Annotated in this window: 11 protein-coding genes and 2 pseudogenes; 9 read left to right on the top strand and 4 right to left on the bottom strand. The window is 39.5% G+C overall.

Annotated elements, in window-relative coordinates:
* The first annotated feature begins 146 nt into the window (after positions 1–146).
* From HMPREF9144_RS12705 to HMPREF9144_RS11495, 7 genes are all read left to right on the top strand, one after another.
* Positions 147–632, top strand: coding sequence for a hypothetical protein (locus HMPREF9144_RS12705; RefSeq protein WP_006046270.1), 486 nt, complete (start codon positions 147–149; stop codon positions 630–632).
* Positions 633–1,104: 472 nt separating this feature from the next.
* Complete coding sequence (locus tag HMPREF9144_RS11520) at positions 1,105–1,977, top strand: sigma-70 family RNA polymerase sigma factor (RefSeq protein ID WP_006046269.1); 873 nt, start codon at positions 1,105–1,107, stop codon at positions 1,975–1,977.
* Positions 1,978–2,420: 443 nt separating this feature from the next.
* Entirely contained in the window at positions 2,421–3,914 is a 1,494-nt protein-coding gene (locus HMPREF9144_RS11515; RefSeq protein WP_006046267.1) for a THUMP domain-containing class I SAM-dependent RNA methyltransferase, read from the top strand.
* Positions 3,904–6,108, top strand: coding sequence for a S9 family peptidase (locus HMPREF9144_RS11510; RefSeq protein WP_040595904.1), 2,205 nt, complete (start codon positions 3,904–3,906; stop codon positions 6,106–6,108). Before HMPREF9144_RS11515 ends, HMPREF9144_RS11510 begins: the two co-directional genes overlap by 11 nt.
* A gap of 68 nt (positions 6,109–6,176) precedes the next feature.
* The gene (gene purD / locus HMPREF9144_RS11505) at positions 6,177–7,445 is read left to right on the top strand and encodes a phosphoribosylamine--glycine ligase (protein WP_006046265.1); all 1,269 of its coding nucleotides are present in this window, start codon (positions 6,177–6,179) and stop codon (positions 7,443–7,445) included.
* 19 nt (positions 7,446–7,464) lie between these two features.
* Positions 7,465–8,406: a hypothetical protein gene (locus HMPREF9144_RS11500; RefSeq protein ID WP_006046264.1), complete on the top strand. Its 942-nt coding sequence runs from the start codon at positions 7,465–7,467 to the stop codon at positions 8,404–8,406.
* Positions 8,407–9,295: 889 nt separating this feature from the next.
* On the top strand, positions 9,296–9,736 hold the full coding sequence (locus HMPREF9144_RS11495) for a WG repeat-containing protein (protein WP_006046261.1): 441 nt from the start codon (positions 9,296–9,298) through the stop codon (positions 9,734–9,736).
* Positions 9,737–10,040: 304 nt separating this feature from the next.
* Here HMPREF9144_RS11495 and HMPREF9144_RS14110 read toward each other — a convergent pair.
* Positions 10,041–10,664 (bottom strand): annotated as a pseudogene (locus tag HMPREF9144_RS14110) (Smr/MutS family protein); the annotation flags it as partial.
* Between the two features lie 84 nt (positions 10,665–10,748).
* Positions 10,749–12,674: pseudogene (locus HMPREF9144_RS11485) on the bottom strand (endonuclease MutS2); the annotation flags it as partial.
* 138 nt (positions 12,675–12,812) lie between these two features.
* Here HMPREF9144_RS11485 and crcB point away from each other — a divergent pair.
* Both crcB and HMPREF9144_RS11475 read left to right on the top strand, forming a co-directional pair.
* Positions 12,813–13,187, top strand: a complete 375-nt coding sequence (gene crcB / locus HMPREF9144_RS11480) for a fluoride efflux transporter CrcB (protein ID WP_006046258.1) — start codon at positions 12,813–12,815, stop codon at positions 13,185–13,187.
* 252 nt (positions 13,188–13,439) lie between these two features.
* A complete protein-coding gene (locus HMPREF9144_RS11475; RefSeq protein WP_006046256.1) occupies positions 13,440–13,820 on the top strand; it encodes a fluoride efflux transporter FluC in 381 nt (126 codons plus the stop codon).
* A gap of 341 nt (positions 13,821–14,161) precedes the next feature.
* On the opposite strand, the gene HMPREF9144_RS11470 is transcribed toward HMPREF9144_RS11475, so the two are convergent.
* Together HMPREF9144_RS11470 and HMPREF9144_RS11465 are read right to left on the bottom strand one after the other, a co-directional pair.
* Positions 14,162–14,569: a MoaF-related domain-containing protein gene (locus HMPREF9144_RS11470; protein WP_006046254.1), complete on the bottom strand. Its 408-nt coding sequence runs from the start codon at positions 14,567–14,569 to the stop codon at positions 14,162–14,164.
* An 84-nt stretch (positions 14,570–14,653) separates the two neighbouring features.
* Positions 14,654–15,493 (bottom strand): aldo/keto reductase, encoded by an 840-nt coding sequence (locus HMPREF9144_RS11465; protein ID WP_040595799.1) that lies wholly within the window; start codon positions 15,491–15,493, stop codon positions 14,654–14,656.
* Between the last annotated feature and the right edge of the window lie 43 nt (positions 15,494–15,536).

The following is a 15,536-nucleotide window of genomic DNA, read 5'->3' as shown; positions in this document are numbered from 1 at the left end:
AACAATAAAGAAACCACGCATAACTTGTAAAGTCAATAAGTTTTAAGTATATTTGCAACAACATAAAATTGGATTAGGGAAACTAAAATAACGACTTAACACCAGTTTTTGGATAACAATTTTGTTTAATTTATAAGACGAAAGAAATGGAGATACGTAAAATTGCCTTATCGCTCATAGCAGCAATGGCACTTGGTACAACAGCAGTACAAGCTCAGTGTACAAACAATTGCAAGAAGAACACTACCACAAAGGTTAAAAATGGTACTACAGTAAATCGTTTTGAGAAAGACTTAAAGTGCGATGAAGCAAAAGTAAAAACAGCTGCTCACAAGGCTGGTTGTGCATTTAAATGCGATGCTAAAAAGGTTGGAGCTGCTGTAAAACGCGACGAAGCAAAAGTAAAAACAGCTGCTCACAAGGCAGGTTGTGCATTCAAACGCGATGCAAAGAAAGTTGGAGCTGCTGTGAAACGCGACGAAGTGAAAGTAAAAACAGCTGCTCACAAGGCAGGTTGTGCATTTAAACGCGATGCAAAGAAAGTTGGAGCTGCTGTGAAACGCGACGAAGTGAAAGTAGGAAAGGCAGTAAAAAAGACCTATACTAAAGCAAAGAACGCTTTAAAGAAGTAGAAATAAACATTAACAGCGATATTTACAAAGCCGAGTCGGCACACAAAATAAAATAAGCTGTCAAGAAGGCAGAATAGAAAGAACTAAGAAACTAAGTAGCCAATGCAAACCGCATAGAAAGCAGACAAGGATTCTATAGAATATAAAGAGTGTGCGTATCGACTTTCGTCGCATAAGAAAGTATTGCCCCAGAAAGAAAGCTATATATAGCCATATTTTGGGGCATTTGCTTTGAAGCGTTGAAACATAACAAAACAACTAACCAAAATACCACTGACACAGTATGACTTTTGGCATACAGTTTGCAACGAATACCGTGTAACGAACAAAAAGGAGGATATGAGATGTTAATAAAGTATATTTTATGAGTTAATGTTTTGTTATTCAATAAATGTTTAGTAACTTTGCACAATATTCCGTCTATCCAGACGGAGCATAACACCATATTTAATATTTAGGTATATTTTATCTAATGCGACAACTTAAGATATCAAAAAGTATTACCAATCGTTCCAGTGAGGCACTAGACAAGTACTTAGTGGAGATTGGACGTGAACCAATGATTACCGTTGATGAAGAAATTGAGCTTGCTCAGGAAATTCATAAAGGCGGCAGAAAAGGCGAACGCGCAAAAGAGAAACTTATAAAAGCGAACCTACGCTTTGTGGTTTCTGTTGCCAAACAATACCAACACCAAGGACTTTCGCTTACCGACCTAATAGACGAAGGTAACATTGGACTTGTGAAGGCAGCTGAAAAGTTTGACGAAACACGTGGATTTAAGTTTATCTCGTATGCAGTTTGGTGGATTAGACAAAGCATACTGCAAGCCATTGCAGAGCAAAGTCGCATAGTGCGTCTGCCTTTAAATCAGGTGGGAGCAATTTCAAAGATAAACCAAGTAACCAACGAGTTCATTCAAAAGCACAATCGTCGTCCTTCTATCCACGAGTTAGCCGAACTAACAGGCATTGATGAGGCACGTATTCACCAAAGTCAGAATGCCGACAACCATCACATGAGTATAGATGCGCCATTTAGCGATGACGACGATAACTCTATGAGCGATATGTTGGCATCGGGAGAAGACTCTCGAACAGACCGTGGTGTAGACTTCGAATCAATGTCGGACGATCTTAAATCGGTGTTACAGAACACACTGAAAGAGCGTGAACGCAAAATAGTGATAGAATGTTTCGGTATAGGCTGTCAGGAAAAGGGCTTAGAAGAAATAGGCACCGAAATGCAACTTACACGCGAGCGTGTGCGCCAAATACGCGAAAAGGCGATAGAAAAAATACGCTTAAGTGGTAACGCACGTGTGTTAATGAAGTATCTTGGCTAATGTAATAAAAGTGTAAAGCAGGTATGCAGGCACACAACAACGTTTCTCTGCAAATGTTGTTACATATATAATAAGGTGTAAGAATTGTATACATTGCGAGTAAAAGAAAGATGCTCGCAACGTAAAATGAGAACCAATATATTTAGATAATAGCACATATCACCCCATTGTCAATAAGATAATGGGGATATTTGTTTAGAAAAAGTCTGTTATTACCACTATATTTTTCTCTACTCGCTTGTTTTTTCGTTGAAAATCATTATCTTTGCAAAGTCGTTACAACCTTTCTGCCACTATAAAATAGCAGGGACAGCAATATAATGACAGTAAGAATATTTTGAAAAAGCAAAAATAATAATATCATAAACAAGAAATAACATCTTGTCTGCCAATCCACAATCAGTAGGTAAAGCAGGCAAATATAAGTTTTAACAAACAAATTAATGGAAGAATTTGAACTCATTGCCAAGACCTTTATGGGGTTAGAAGAGGTCTTGGCGCAGGAGCTCACCCAGCTGGGAGCTAACAACGTACAGATAGGACGGCGTATGGTATCGTTCACCGGAAACAAAGAAACAATGTATCGCGCCAACTTCCAGCTGCATACAGCCATAAGAGTGCTAAAACCTATAGCACATTTTAAGGCTAAGAGTGCCGATGATATGTACGATGAAGTTAAGAAAATAGACTGGAGTAAGTACATCTTAAAAGGCAAAACATTCTCAGTAGACTCAGTAGTCTACTCTGAAGAGTTCAAAAACTCAAGGTTTGTAACCTATAAAGTGAAAGACGCCATTGTCGATCAGTTCCGTGAAAATACAGGCATCAGACCAAATATATCGGTGAGCAATCCAGATATTCGACTGAATATCCATATTGCTGAAGACAAAGCAACACTGTCGTTAGATTCTAGTGGAGAGTCTTTGCATCGCCGAGGATATCGTCAAGAAAGCGTAGAAGCTCCATTAAACGAAGTGCTTGCAGCTGGTATGATATTGATGACAGGCTGGAAAGGAGAAACAGACTTCATTGACCCTATGTGCGGTTCGGGTACTCTGCCTATCGAAGCAGCTCTCATTGCACGTAATATCTCGCCAGGCGTATTCCGCAAAGAGTTCGCTTTTGAAAAGTGGCCAGACTTCGATCAGGAACTTTTCGATATGATATACAATGACGATTCACAAGAACGCGAGTTCGAGCATCATATTTATGGCTACGATGTAGACATGAAAGCAGTGAACACTGCAAAGATAAACGTAGCTGCAGCAGGCTTCTCTAAGGATATAACAATAGAGAACAAAGACTTTAAAAACTTTACTCAGCCAGCTCAGAAGAGTATTATTGTGATGAATCCTCCATACGGAGAACGCATCTCTACACCTAATCTGTTAGGTACATACAAAATGATAGGTGAACGCTTAAAGCACCAATTCATAGGTAACGAGGCTTGGATTCTATCGTATCGGGAAGAATGCTTTCGTGAAATAGGACTGAAGCCAAGTATTAAAATACCAGTGTACAACGGCTCGTTAGAATGCGAATTTCGACGCTATCAAATGTTCGATGGTAAATTAGACAACTTCCGTGCAGAAGGTGGCATTGTGAAAACAGAGGACGAAAAGCGCGAAATGGCACAAAAGCATCGCTTTAAAAAGAATCGTGAATTTAAGAAAAGACTTGATGAAACCGAAGAGAACGAAGAAGGAGATATACGCTCTTTCACGTTCCATAGCTTTGAACACAACATATCTATAGGTGGAAAGAAAAGCGAAAACGGTAGACGAGGCGGACGTAAGAACTTCCGAAAAGATGACCACTTCGATGATGAAAGAGGAGCATTTCAAGGAAAAAAGAAGTTCGATGGTAAGCGATTCGATAAAGGAAACAAAGGAAATAAGTTTCGTAAAAAAGATAAATATAATACAAATGAAGACTAAGAACCTAATAGTAACTACAGGATTAGCAATAGCAACCCTATGTTTAGCATTGCCTAACAACGCTATGGCACAGAAAACATTTACACTCGAAGACCTTAATTTCGGTGGCAAGAACTTTCAGAACCTACGGGCAGAAAACCGTTATACCACGTGGTGGGGCGACCAGGTAGTGCATTTAGAAAACAATAAATGCTCCATCGTAAACCCAAACACACTGAAAGAAACAACATTATTCACGCTTGATGACATTAATGCTATACTTTCAAAAGACAATAGCGACAGAACTGTGCGTTCGTTGTTCCATGTTTCTTTTCCATCTGCCAATCAACCATTGGTGCAGATACCCACCAGAAAAGAACTTCTAACAATAAATTTTAAAACTAAAAAGATAGAAAGCTCAACCGAAACTGTTGCTGACGCTCAAGCACAAGCTTATAATAAAGAGTCGAGAGCAATAGCTTACGTGCAGAACAACCAACTATTTGTTACAGATAATACTGGAAAAACAACACAACTCACTAACGATGGTTCACGCAATATAGTGTATGGCGAAGCTGTACACCGCAACGAATTTGGCATTAAAGGCGGTTTGTTCTGGAGTCCAACAGGTAATCGTCTTGCATTCTACCGTATGGACCAAAGTATGGTAACCGATTATCCACTTGTTCATATACCAGAGGTAGATTGGAAGCCAGCAAAAGGCGAATCACGTATAGCAACACCAGAACCCACAAAATATCCTATGGCGGGAGAAAAGATTCACAATGTAACCGTAGGCGTATACGATATAAATACCAAGAAAACAATTTACCTTGATGCTGGCGACCCGACCGACCGTTATTTCACTAACATTCAGTGGAGTCCAGACAGCAAAATCATTTATATGTTCGAACTAAATCGCGATCAGAACGATTGTCGTTTGGTGTCATACAATGCAGAGACTGGCAAGAGAATTGCCGAATTGTATCGTGAGACCGATGCTAAATACGTTGAACCAACTCATCCTATCCTCTTTTTGCCATGGAATGCCAATCAGTTTATTATGCTTTCGCAAAAAGATGGTTACAATCATATCTACTTATTCAATAAAGATGGTAAGCAAATAAAGCAGATCACAAAAGGTAACTGGGTAGTTATGGATGTGTTAGGCTTTAATAGCAAGGCAAAATCTATTGTCTATGTGTCTAACGAATGTAGTCCAATACAACGCAATACATGGTCTGTGAATGTTGAAAATGGCATCCGTACCTTGTTAGATAATGGTCGTGGCTACCACAATGCAACACTTAGCGATGGTGGAAAATACCTTGTAGACAACTACACTGAACCTACTGTACCACGAAAGATTGATATTACTACCATAGGAACACACCCCACAATTAAGAATTGGCTTACTGCGAAAGACCCATGGAGTGGCTTTAACTTGCCAGAGTATAGTTCTGGTTCGTTGAAAGCCGATGATGGCACTACCGATTTGTATTGGCGAATGGTAAAACCCATTGGATTCGACCCATCAAAAAAATACCCAACCGTGATATATGTATATGGTGGACCACACGCCCACAACGTTGATGCAAGCTGGCATTACGGCTCTCGCTCGTGGGAAACCTATATGGCACAGAAAGGATATTTGCTATTCATTATAGACAATCGTGGTAGCGAAAATCGTGGAAAAGCATTCGAACAAGCCACTTTCCGTCAGCTCGGACAGGTTGAGATGCGCGACCAGATGCAGGGAGTGAAGTATCTGAAGACATTACCATTTGTTGATGCCGACCGAATAGGTGTGCATGGCTGGTCGTTTGGTGGTTTCATGACAATTTCGCTTATCACAAACTATCCTGAAACCTTCAAAGTGGGTGTTGCCGGTGGTCCTGTTATCGATTGGAAGTGGTACGAAGCTATGTACGGAGAACGCTATATGGACACACCGCAAACAAATCCAGAAGGCTATGCAAAGACTTCACTTTTGACGAAAGCTAAGGATTTGAAGGGAAAACTACAGATAATAACAGGCTTAAACGACCCTGTAGTGTTGCCGCAACACTGCCTTACTTTCATTAAGGCATGCATAGCTGCAGGAACACAGCCCGATTTCTTTGTGTATCCTGGTGAACCTCACAATATGAGAGGACACCAAAGTGTGCATTTACACGAGAGAATTACACAATATTTCGAAGACTATCTGAAGTAAAAAACATTAGACAAACAAACACTAAACATAAAAAAATAAAACTCTAACGTAAAGGAGTAAAGGCGCTTATGAAGATATTATTGTTAGGTAGTGGCGGCCGTGAGCACGCCTTGGCATGGAAGATAGCACAGAGCAAGAAGTGTGAAAAGCTATTCATTGCGCCAGGAAATGCAGGCACAAAAGCTTGTGGCGAAAATGTTGCAATAGGTGTAAACGAGTTTGAGAAACTTAAAGCATTTGCAGCAGATAATGCTATAGATATGGTTGTTGTAGGTCCTGAAGACCCATTAGTTGGTGGAATATACGACGATTTTAAACAAGACGAACGCACAAAGCATATACCAGTTATCGGTCCATCTAAGTCTGGTGCGGTACTCGAAGGTAGTAAAGACTTTGCCAAAGGCTTTATGCAACGCCATTCAATACCAACAGCAGCCTATGCCACCTTCGATAGCACCACGTTAGAAGAGGGATTAAAGTTTCTTGAGACATTAAAACCACCTTATGTGCTAAAGGCTGATGGCTTAGCAGCAGGAAAAGGAGTGTTGATTGTGTCTGATTTAAACGAGGCAAAGCACGAGTTAAAGCAGATGCTTGGTGGAATGTTTGGCAATGCGTCAGGAAAAGTTGTCATCGAAGAATATTTGTCGGGTATAGAGTGTTCTGTTTTTATACTCACCGATGGCACTAACTATCAGATACTTCCAGAGGCAAAAGACTATAAAAGAATTGGCGAGGGCGACACCGGACTTAATACTGGCGGTATGGGAAGCGTTTCGCCTGTGCCTTTTGCTACCCACGAATGGATGCAAAAAGTGGAACATCGCATTATAAAACCAACAGTGAATGGGTTGAAACAGGAAGGTATAAACTATAAAGGTTTTATTTTCTTTGGTCTTATTAATGTAGATGGCGACCCAATGGTGATAGAATATAACTGTAGAATGGGCGATCCTGAAACAGAAAGTGTTATGTTGCGTTTAAAAACAGATATTGTAGACCTGTTCGAAGGGGTGGCAAATGGTACATTAGACCGTTGTAAGATAGAAACCGACACCCGTTCTGTGGTTTGTATTATGTTGGTAAGTGGTGGATATCCAGGAGCTTATACAAAGGGATACCCCATTAGCAACTACGATTGTTCAGAGAATACGGTGCTCTTCCATAGTGGAACAACTATCAAAGATGGGCAACTTGTAACCAATGGTGGGCGTGTTTTGGCAGTTTCGTCGTATGGCCCAACTAAAGACGAAGCTTTGTTTAAGAGTTTCACTGAAGCTGAAAAGATAGAATTTACAGGCAAATACTTCCGTAAAGATATTGGTAGCGACTTATAAGTACACTATTTAGTAAGGAATGAATATAAGGCGCAAACTACTACAAAACAGAATTTCAGAGAGCAGATGGGCACCAGCAGTAATGTCCTTCTTCTCTATTTCTGTATGGACAATGGTTTGTATCAACGATACATTTGCCATTGTTCCATTGCTTTGTATGCTTTTTTCAACCTTTCTAATGATGGAGCTCAACAACACAAATGCGCTCATACGTATTTTCAGTCGTATGGTGTCGTGTTGTTATATGGCGCTCACTACTATGGCAACTTTCCAGTTTGTATCCATCAGAGCTGCCAGTGTAGCACTTTGTATAGTAGGTTCTTACATTTGTTTGTTTCGTTGCTATCAAGACAAGTATTCGCAAGGCTGGGTATTCTACGGTTTTCTTTGTCTTGGTCTTAGCAGTATAGTGTGGGTGCAGACACTCTATTATGTCCCAATTATATGGATACTAATGCGTACACGTCTTCAGGCAACAAGTGTTCGCAACTATATTTCGTCTATATTTGGTCTTCTTTTACCAAATATTGTTGCACTTAGTGTTGTGCTTTATCAAAGCGAATGGCAAGTGGTGGTGCGCCATTTTGGTGAGCTTCTAACCTTTGGTAGTTTTGCAAACTATTGGTTGCTTTCTATAAATCAGATTCTTACAGGTGTGTGGATAATGCTTTGTGCTATTATTGGAACCGTTCACTATTTGCGTAAAAGGCGTTCCGATAGTATACGTACGCGTATGCTTTACAGCTTTTTTGTTCAAATAAACATACTTTCCATATTGTTTTTATGCCTGCAACCGCAACATTTCGATGCTATTCTTGGTATCATTATCGCATCAACCTCACCACTTATTGCTCATTTCTTTGCATTAACTAATACCAAATTCACCAATTTTACTTTCAAATTCCTTACGCTTGCAACCCTTGCAATAACGGTTTTCAATTTTCTCTCTTATCTGCGTTAAGTCTAATTTGGTACTATTACATTGGTGCTATCTCGTTTTATGTCAAATATAACAAGTAGCTATTTTATAGAACAAAATATGTTTAGCTCTAACGACTTATTTGAGTTTAACGAATCCCACTAATTCGTCTTTTATACGCTAAACCAACAATTAGCACTTTGCCAGATTTCCGTTTTATTGTTGAGCAGACTAATTTATTTTATAACGAAAATATAGCGAGCAGTGGCACGTTTGAGAAACAGGCACGACAGCAAACAATAAAGCAAACGAAAGCAGAATGTAGCACTATTATATGGGAAAGAGATATTACACCCTAATAGTCTATTTTAGATTACTGTTTTTCCAATCTTATAGCCCTAAAAAACTTATACAATGGTTTTAATTTTCATCACTTCTAAGTATTTAACAGTCAGTTGTATATCAGCTACCATCGTTTCAGATATCTGTCGTGTTTGTTTTAGATATCTGTCGTGTTCGTTTTAGATATCTGTCGTGTTTGTTTCAGATATCTGTAAGTTGGCAGTTATATATCCTTATAAATATTTGCATTCTCAATGTTGCAACTTTGTAGTTGTTCAACGCTTTACAATTGGCTTTATAAAATTTATTCGTATATTTTTGGCGAATAAACTTTAATAGCTATCTTTGTGTGGCAATAGAATACTTGTGCTTTTCTCTTATGGCACCATGTATGTGAAAACAATTTGCACAAAGCGAGTCTATATACCCATTTATCGAATCGACAACGAAAGATATTTCAGTGAATTAAACTACAAATATGGAACAAAAGCATATTAAAACTAATATTCTGAGCAAATATTTCGCTCTTAGCCTAATTTCTATAGCACTATTTTTCACAAATTGTGCCCACACAGATAGCAGACTTTTCGTGGCAGAGAAGAATAATTTGTATGGTTACGTAAATGCGAAAGGCGATACCGTTGTTGCCTGCAAATATTTGTGTAGCTATACAGATACAATAGTTAGGATAGGTTTTGTGGGCGATAATAGTGGAAAAATAAGGTGTATTGATAATAAAGGCAATATGCTTTTCTATGTGTTCAATTTCGATAACGGACCTGATTACCCCAGCGAAGGCTATTTTAGAATTATAGATAGTAACGAGCTTTTTGGCTTTGCTAACACGCGAGGCAACGTTGTTATAAAGCCTCAATATAAGTTTGCAAACCCCTTTAAAGATGGAAAGGCAAAAGTAACCAACACCGGACAGAAGATTACAGCCGACACTATAAGCGAAAGTCATTGGTATTGGGCATCTAACAATTGGTTTTTTATCTCACACAAAGGTAAGAAATTACTATCTAAGTAGCACTATTTCATGTGCACTGAAACCAAAATAGTTTATTAGCGTATTGCCAAATTCTGTTATTGTATAGTGCTGATATATTAACTTTGCAATGCAGGTGTAGCGGGCTACGTAAAGTTGCAACAACAGACGAGATGCCGATAAGAAAATAAAAAATGTAGGAAACAATACCATATTGATAATACCTATATATATTGCAGTATAATAGCCCGATTTGAGTTTAATGGCAAAGCTGTGTAAAACAATAAATGCCCGATGAAATGGGCATTTTCTGTATGTTTCGTATCCTTTCGAATGCCACGAAAGCCTATAAATCTACCACAGTTATACCAGCTCCGCCAAACTGTACATGCTCGTCGCGAACACCCTTTACATTTGGAATGGTGTTTAAAAACTGTCTTATCATAGTGCGCAGAATGCCATTACCCTTACCATGAAGTATGCGCACTTGGCTTACGCCAACAAGTATGGCGTCGTCTATAAAGTGCTGAACCTGATTCAGAGCTTCGTCGGCACGCATACCTCGCACATCTATTTCTTGTTTAAATTGGTTACGATGCTCGTCTATGGTTTCACGGGTTTGTCGGCTATAGTTGTATGCTGCAAACTGTTTTTGGTTTTCTTTCAGCGTGTCGTCGTCTACAAGTTCCAGTCGTGCAATAGCCATTTTGGTGCGCATATCACCAAATATCACTACAGCCTGCTTATTATCAATCAGTTCAACCTTGCCAATAGACGTTAATCCTTTTATGCGTACAGTGTCGTTTACACCTATTGGTCGGTTTATATTTCTTTTCTCTGTGGCAGCCTTCAAACTTTCTGCCGCATTTTGCTTGCGTTCTTCTTTCTTTTGCAAGTGTCGTTCGTGTCGTTCTTTTCTATTTTTTATCTTTTCTATGCGTGCTTGCAATTCCTCGTCGGTCATTAATCCCCCCTCGCGCATAGTTTGTTTGTTGTTTAATTTTTGTGTTTTCGCTTTGTTTTTTGTGTTTAAATATGTTGTAGCGTCATCAAGCATAGCTTGCTTATACATAGCAAGTTCTTGCCTAATGCGTTTTGTAGCTTCCTTTTCGGCTTGCTGTTGTCTAATTTCTCTAATAGTGTTTTCTATTCGTTTATTGCCTTCCTTAATAATTTCTTCAGCTTCCGCCTTCGCTTTTTTAATAATTTCCTTCCGGCTTTGTCGCAATTCCTCTATTTCTTTTTCGTATTTGGCTATGGTGCGTTCCAACTCTTTTTCGTGGCTATGCACAGTTTGTCGCTTTGTTTCCCAGTAACGTTTGTCTCTAACAATATCCTGTAAATACTTGTCGCTCTGTATGTAGTCGGAACCAACAATGGCAGAAGCGTCGTTAATAACCTCTTCAGGAATACCCGTTTTGCGAGCAATCTCTATGGCAAACGAGCTACCGGGTCTGCCAATAGCCAGCTGGAAGAGCGGTCGCATTTCGTGTCTGTCGTATAGCATCGCACCATTTACAACACCTTTGTGGTCTTCTGCAAAGTGTTTAAGGTTCTGATAGTGCGTAGTTATTACCGCCCATGCTTGTTTTTTCCAAAATTGTTTCAGCACCGCTTCAGCAATAGCCCCTCCAATTTGTGGTTCTGTTCCTGTTCCAAACTCGTCTATCAGAATAAGCGTATGGCTATCTGCTTGTTTCATCATCGTCTTCATATTCATTAAGTGCGATGAATATGTACTCAAATCGTTTTCTATGCTCTGTTCATCTCCAATGTCTATCATTAAGTTTTGAAATGTTCCTGCAGTAGAACGCTCACTTACCGGAATAGAAATACCACACTGAAGCATATATTGAAGTAGTCCAACCGTTTTCAAACATACCGACTTACCTCCTGCGTTAGGTCCTGAAATAATAAGCAGATGCTTATCGATGGTGAGCTGAATGTCGAGTGGAATAACCACATCAGGTTTATCGTTATTGATTGTTGAATGTTGTTTCTTTGCCAGAGCAAGCTGCAACAGTGGGTGAATGGCACGAATAAAGTCGATATGAGGTTCAGATTTCACTTCAGGTTCAATTGCCTTCAGCATACGTGCCAGTTCGGCTTTTGCTCTAATAAAGTCTATAAGAGCAAGAAAATGATACGAGTCGAGTATTTCGTGCACATACGGACGCACTTGTTTAGCAAACTCTCTAAGAATGCGTATAATCTCCTTACGTTCCTCGTTTTCCAGTTCGCGCACCTTGTTGTTGGCTTCCACCACTTCGGTAGGTTCTATAAAAACAGTTTTTCCCGTTGCACTCTCATCGTGAACAATGCCAGATATTTTGCGTTTCATACCTGGTGCAACCGGAATAACCAAACGTCCATCGCGCATGGTTGGCGTTACATCTCGTTCTACCACACCTTCGTTTTGTGCCGAATGCAATATACTGTTAAGCGTGCGCGATATGCTACTTTCTACACGTGCCAGTTCTCTACGGATTTGAAGTAAGTCTGACGATGCCGAATCGCGCATTTTGCCGAATTTATCGATAATTTGACTAATGCGTTGCACCAAAATAGGAAATGTTGCGACCCCATCGGAAAGCGCATAGAGAGCAGGATAAGTGTGCTGTATTTCGCCATTGGGCAACTCTTCTCCCACACTTAAAAATTTCACCACAGCAATAATAGTTTCCAAAGACCGCTTTAAATCAAATAGTTCGTCCTCTTCCATATATGTGCCTTCGAGACGAATGCGCGCTACACTTGCCCGAACGTCAAACACATTGTCTAGTGGAAATGGCTCTAAACCTTCTTGTATGTTGCGAAATTCTCTCACTTCGGTCAGCCAGCGGTTAATTTGTAGTGTGTCTATAGAAAATTCCATACTGTCCACCTGTTCGCGTCCAAGCGTGGAAAGACAACGCTCGTGTAATAGCGAACGAATATCGTTGAAACCTATTTTCTGTTCAAAATTGTTGGGATATATCATCTTTGCTTGTAAAATAGTCGTTAAAGTGCACCTTTTGTTGGTGTATTTTGAGAAGCAAAGTTACTATATTTCTTTTTAAAAACATAGCTACGTTTCTTTATTTATTGTAGTTTTTGTATCTTTGCAGTCAAAAAGCAAATGTTTAAACATATTGTTTTAGTGGGTTTAGGGAGTGCTATGGGTGGCATTGTTCGCTATCTTGTATCTCGTTTGTGGGCATCTTCAATGCTTTCTGCCTATCCATTTAGCACCTTTACAGTTAATGTTTTAGGGTGCTTTCTAATAGGACTTGTTTCGGCATTGCCCTCTAACAGTTGGCTTACGCCTGGAACACGTCTACTGCTTACAACTGGTTTTTGTGGCGGATTTACCACATTCTCTACTTTTATGAACGAGAATGCTAACTTTTTAGATACAGGAATGTCTGCCACTGCCGTTATTTACACACTTTGCAGCCTTGTTTTTGGTTTCCTTGCCTTGCTACTTGGACAACAAGTGGCACGCATTTTTTAGTGGTATAGCCCACACTGTTTAGCAAAATAAAGTAGAAAGAAGTGTTTTTAATGCTTTATATTGTTTATTGATATACGGTTTTGCATAGTTGCAGCATACTAAAAGTGCTGATGAAATGGGAGAAAATACACCCATAGTTGCCATTTTTGCGAGGTATAACAGCCACATATTGCGAGTGAATACAGAAGTAGAATACTATATGCTTGTTGGTTCTTTGTTATTTTTGTATCTTTGTGGACAAAAATAGTAAAAATGGTAAATATAATTCTACTAATCTTTGGTGGTGCTTTTGGAGCATTTATGAATACCTTTGTAATGCAAATGGTTTATAACATAGTAGCTCAGCCAAGTCCGCGCACAGTGCTTCTTGTAAATGTTGTAAGTTGTTTTACTATAGGTTTTGCATCAATCTTTCATTATAGTCAGTCGCTTCATTTCAATACGCGTTTAATGCTTGTATTGGGGTTGTGTGGCGGTTTCGTAGTTTGTTCTGCTTTTACACGTGGGAACTCTACGTTGTTGAAAAGTGGACTGTCTGCTACAACGCTCTTATATTTTTCTGCGACCATTGTTTTAGGCATCGTTGCCGTGCTTGTTGGTCAGCTATTAGCCAGCATCTGCAACAAGTTTTAAACCCAAATCTGTTATTAGACCACAATATGTATAGTTCTTATTGCTGTGGCATTGTTTCCTAACATCTTTTATTTTCTTATCGTCATCTTGCCTGTCTTTGCAACTTGACGTAGCCCGCTACGCCTGCGTTGCAACGCCATACAATCTGCAAATACATCTTCTTGTACCGTTTGTATTGCCGAAATAGTAACAAACAACTGTAAGATATAAAACAAACAGAACCTTATCTGAGCAAAACAGACATCAATACCTATAAGCTATAAAAACAAATAGCCTCCTGCCACTATTGTGTGGGGTAGGAGGCTATGTTGTGTATGGGGGCTTGTTCTAAAAGCTATGGCTTATTTGTCTAATTCGAATTTCCCTTCAATCATCTGACCAACTCGGTTGCCTAAAATGTCTGCCGAAGTATAGAACTCAATAAAAGTTTTCTTATTCAAGTCTACCACCTGACTAGATGTAACACCATAGTCTCCTATCCAGCTAATAAAGATTTTCCCATTACCTATCTTTCTCATCTTCATTGCTTTAGTTTGTTCGTCAATGCTGTCGTTTTCGTCAATAGATTTCCAATAAATAGTGCTATCGTTTACATACTTCACATTGGCTACCATGCCTGGATAGGTTAGGGTAGCTTTCTTTCCTGTTAGCGATATATCTTCGCTGTTGTTGCTGTTTAGGTTGCAATTGCAATTGTAAGCCAATAAAACAAAGGCTATGGCAACACATACTGAAACTAATGTCTTCATTCTTATTTCTTTCGGTTCTATTTTCTTTTATAGCAATGCAACAGCCATCACCCTTTTGTTTGTGTTGATGGCTGTTACTATTATTTAAAACTCTATAAGACGCTTAATGTATGTTGGGTCGGTATAATTTCTGAAACCAGTGTCCGATTGATTCATTGTTTCTATCTGCGCCATATCGTCATTGGTTAGCGAAAAGTCGAAAACATCGAAGTTTTGTTTCATACGTTCTATATGGCTACTCTTTGGTATGGCAACAATGCCACGCTGAATTAGCCAACGGAGAGCCACTTGTACTGCCGATTTGCCATATTTCTGTCCAATGTTTGTAAGCAGTTCGCTCTTCACAATACCATCGGCACCTTGTCCGCCCAGTGGACCCCATGCCATTGTTTTTGTTCCTGTTTCTGCTAAAAAAGGCTGAATGTCCTTTTGTTGTGCCAACGTGTTGCATTGCAATTGGTTTACCATTGGTTTTGTGTCGGCAAAGTGAGAGAAGTCGAAGAAACGTCCAGCCTGAAAGTTAGATACGCCAATGGCACGTGTTTTACCATCTTTATATGCTTTTTCCATCGCACGCCACGTTCCAAACACATCACCGTAAGGTTGGTGAATAAGCAACAAATCTACATAGTCGGTTTGCAGTTTGCGTAAACTTTCGTTTATGCTTTCTGCTGCTCGTTCCTCCCCCGAATTGGTAATCCATATCTTAGTAACAATAAACAGTTCGTTGCGTGCAATGCCACTCTTGCGCCATGCGCTACCCACACCCTCTTCGTTGCCATATACTTGTGCAGTATCTATCAGTCTGTAGCCCACAGAAAGCGCATCGCTTACACACCGTTCGCACTCGTCTGCCGGTACTCTAAACACGCCATATCCTAATAATGGCATATCTACACCGTTTGTTAATTTAGTATATTCCATAACTTTTCTCTTTATGTTTTGCCACAAAGATACAGAGTTTTTA

It is taken from the genome of Prevotella pallens ATCC 700821 (assembly GCF_000220255.1).
GTDB lineage: Bacteria > Bacteroidota > Bacteroidia > Bacteroidales > Bacteroidaceae > Prevotella > Prevotella pallens.
The sequence above is the reverse complement of the archived record's forward strand: the minus strand, read 5'-3'. Positions and strand labels throughout refer to the sequence as shown.

Bases quoted from the DNA above. Each gene is read 5' to 3' on its own strand.
- HMPREF9144_RS11520 (WP_006046269.1), top strand. From the start codon at position 1,105: ATGCGACAACTTAAGATATCAAAAAGTATTACCAATCGTTCCAGTGAG.
- HMPREF9144_RS11470 (WP_006046254.1), bottom strand. From the start codon at position 14,569: ATGAAGACATTAGTTTCAGTATGTGTTGCCATAGCCTTTGTTTTATTG.
- HMPREF9144_RS11515 (WP_006046267.1), top strand. From the start codon at position 2,421: ATGGAAGAATTTGAACTCATTGCCAAGACCTTTATGGGGTTAGAAGAG.
- HMPREF9144_RS11510 (WP_040595904.1), top strand. From the start codon at position 3,904: ATGAAGACTAAGAACCTAATAGTAACTACAGGATTAGCAATAGCAACC.
- HMPREF9144_RS11465 (WP_040595799.1), bottom strand. From the start codon at position 15,493: ATGGAATATACTAAATTAACAAACGGTGTAGATATGCCATTATTAGGA.
- crcB (WP_006046258.1), top strand. From the start codon at position 12,813: ATGTTTAAACATATTGTTTTAGTGGGTTTAGGGAGTGCTATGGGTGGC.
- HMPREF9144_RS12705 (WP_006046270.1), top strand. From the start codon at position 147: ATGGAGATACGTAAAATTGCCTTATCGCTCATAGCAGCAATGGCACTT.
- HMPREF9144_RS11500 (WP_006046264.1), top strand. From the start codon at position 7,465: ATGAATATAAGGCGCAAACTACTACAAAACAGAATTTCAGAGAGCAGA.
- purD (WP_006046265.1), top strand. From the start codon at position 6,177: ATGAAGATATTATTGTTAGGTAGTGGCGGCCGTGAGCACGCCTTGGCA.
- HMPREF9144_RS11475 (WP_006046256.1), top strand. From the start codon at position 13,440: ATGGTAAATATAATTCTACTAATCTTTGGTGGTGCTTTTGGAGCATTT.